This window comes from Pseudotabrizicola sp., assembly GCF_030684215.1.
Classification (GTDB): domain Bacteria; phylum Pseudomonadota; class Alphaproteobacteria; order Rhodobacterales; family Rhodobacteraceae; genus Pseudotabrizicola.
In genome coordinates, this window is record NZ_JAUXOV010000050.1 from 1 (window position 1) to 2,639 (window position 2,639).

Below are 2,639 nucleotides of genomic sequence, written 5' to 3' on the forward strand. Positions count from 1 at the left end.
GCACTGCCTCGATCCGCCGCATCCATTCCCGCCAGCGTAGATCGGCCGGCAGATCGGCCAGACCACGGTCGAAAACCGTCTCTGTTCGGGCGCTTTTCATCGTCACAGCCCATACAGGCGGAAGGTTTCGCGACCGGTCAGTTCGCGGGCAGCACCCAGACTGACCAGCCGGTCGCACAGCCGCCGCGCAGCTCGGTCCGACATGAAGGTCAAGGCCGCAGGCGCCAGCGCATCGCGCGACAGGAACAGATCGACCGCCCGGCCCGCCGCCTTGGCCCGCAGCTTCGGGGCCACCGCCTGCAGACGGGCCGACGCCCGGGCCAGATCGCCGGCCAGCGGCAGCGCCTGCCCGACGGCAAAGACAACGGCGCGGTGACAAGCCAGCCGCAGATCATCGCCCCGCACGCGCAGATCGCGGGGCTTGAGCGTCAGCGCCAGAAGCGGCAGCACATGGGTTGCCCCCAACGCTCTTGCCAACGCCGCATCGGCTAGGATCAGGGCGGCGACCTCCATCTGCGGATGATCGGTCAAAACCGCCTCGACGACCTGCGCCGCGCGGTCCACCGGTGTCGGTCCGGTGGCATCAAGGCAAAGCGCGATCCGCTCTGCCGCTATTCCTTCCAGCGCATTGACCAGATGCGCGACCGAAACCGGCCGCGCCGCCGCGCGTGACCACTGCCGCGCGATCCGCCCCGCCGGGCCGGGGTCGTCGCCCGGTCCCGTCAGGTGCAGCGCATCGCGCAAGGCGCCCTGCCCTTCCCTTCGCCCCGCCATTGCAGCGCAGTTCCCGGCCGCCGCCAGGGCCAGACGATCGCGCCACAGCGCCAGAGGCACACCCCCCGACGCCGTTGCCTGACCCAGATGCGCCAGCGCAGCCCCGGACCGGAAAGCCGCAGCCTCCGGCGTTTCTGCAGGCGCAGAGACGATCCAGCCCGGCAGCGGGGGCAGCATCGGCAAGGTTTCCAATGGCTCGGTGCGCGGTTTTTCCATGCCGGCAGCCTATATTGGGACGGCGCTTTCTGCCAGAGAAATGCATCAATAGCGCCGCAGCTTTGTCAGCGCCTTTACGTCCAATAAGATTGCATTATCGGACATAAATAGATCGTGCGCTCCGAAATAGAGAAATGCCGACGACATTGCTCCCGGACGCGCCGGGTGGCGCTGCGGGCAGCGTCGCTTCTTCCCCTGCCATTCAGGTGCCGGGCTCCTGAGCACATGTTGGAGACACACTCAATCCGTCGTTTACTCCTGACATCCGCAATTGCAAAAAGGCCCCCTGCCCCGTGCCACTCATCGGATACGCGCGCATTTCCACCGAAGATCAAACCGCCCTGCCCCAAGTTCAGGAGCTGCGCTCCGCAGGCTGCGTGGAAATCGTGGAGGAACAAGCATCTGGCGGCAGTCGCACGCGGCCAGTTCTGGCGCGCGTGCTGGATCAGCTGCGCATCGGCGATACGCTCGTCGTGGTTCGGATCGACCGCCTTGCCCGTTCACTTTCTCACCTCTTGGAAATCATCGAGCGGCTGGAGGCGAAAGGTGCGCATTTCCGGTCCTTGCAGGATCCGATCGACACGGCGTCGCCGCAGGGCAAGTTTACACTTCAGGTGTTGGGTGCGGCCGCAGAGTTCGAAAGGGCGCTGATCCGCGAGCGTACCAAGGCCGGGTTGGCCAGCGCACGAACCAAAGGCCGGGTTGGCGGCAATCCGGGCCTGCGCGCCCGGGATCCGGCGGCGCTGCGCAAGGTCAGGCTGGCCCGGCAGGACGGCTATATGGAGCGGCTGAACGAGACGGCGCAGGACTGGGTCCCCCATGTCGGTCGCCTGCGCCCCGACTTAGCTTGGGAAGACGTGGTGCGCATCGTCAACGGCCCCCTGCCCCGCGAACGCCACTGGACACAAAGCCGCTTGCTACGTGCCGTGAACGCCTATGTGCGCGACGGCTTCCTGCCCGAGACGGTCTTAAACCGCGCCGGCCGCCGCGAAACGGACGACCGCCTCCCCGCTATCGTCGCCGCCATCAAGGGCGCGTATCCGGACGTCACGCTTCAGGCGATCTGCACCCGACTGGAAGCGATGCGCGAGCGAACGCCCCGCGGGCGGACAAGCTGGCAGCCGTCATCCGTGAAGATGCTGCTGGAGCGAGCCGAGAGGCTGGGGCTGCTTGAGTGAAGTCGCGGGAATCGGTCGCACGATTCTGAAGATCTGCGTTACGTAGGCGTTGACAATACATGTTGTGGCCATGACATCGCTGGCTACGAACTGTTGAAGTGCTGTACGAACAAGGTTACCTAAGACGCTGATACTTCACGGTTTTTTCTCGTCAGAAATCTGCCGTCTCAACGCCTTTAGGCCGCTCAACGGATTGGACTGGATTTACTCACCAAAGCTGTTAAGGTCTACAAAACAATAAAGACTTGAGGGCAGTGATGAGCGGGATACGAGCCTCCCAAAGATTCGATGTCATGTCCAAGCGGCTCGGTAGCCGGTTGCGTGAACATGCGCAGGAGACGTTCCCACCGGATGCCCAGAAGGGTCTCCGTCGCTTCGCGATGCGGGAAGCCGCCGATCTGCTTCGGATCAACCAGAACACCTTCCGCCATCATGTGTCAAATCTCGAAGGCTTTCCGGAAGGCATCCTCG

Annotated in this window: 2 protein-coding genes and 1 pseudogene; 1 reads left to right on the forward strand and 2 read right to left on the reverse strand. The window is 64.3% G+C overall.

Annotated features, from left to right (window positions below; genetic code table 11):
• Both Q8K08_RS09520 and Q8K08_RS09525 read right to left on the reverse strand, forming a co-directional pair.
• A pseudogene (locus Q8K08_RS09520) lies at positions 1–100 on the reverse strand (SMC-Scp complex subunit ScpB); the annotation flags it as partial.
• A gap of 2 nt (positions 101–102) precedes the next feature.
• A complete protein-coding gene (locus tag Q8K08_RS09525; RefSeq protein ID WP_305249924.1) occupies positions 103–990 on the reverse strand; it encodes a DUF1403 family protein in 888 nt (295 codons plus the stop codon).
• 293 nt (positions 991–1,283) lie between these two features.
• On the opposite strand from Q8K08_RS09525, the gene Q8K08_RS09530 reads away from it, so the two are divergent.
• On the forward strand, positions 1,284–2,168 hold the full coding sequence (locus Q8K08_RS09530) for a recombinase family protein (protein WP_305249925.1): 885 nt from the start codon (positions 1,284–1,286) through the stop codon (positions 2,166–2,168).
• The last annotated feature ends 471 nt before the right edge of the window (positions 2,169–2,639 follow it).

Excerpts from the sequence above, each read along its gene's own strand:
- Q8K08_RS09525 (WP_305249924.1), bottom strand. The coding sequence starts at position 990 with ATGGAAAAACCGCGCACCGAGCCATTGGAAACCTTGCCGATGCTGCCC.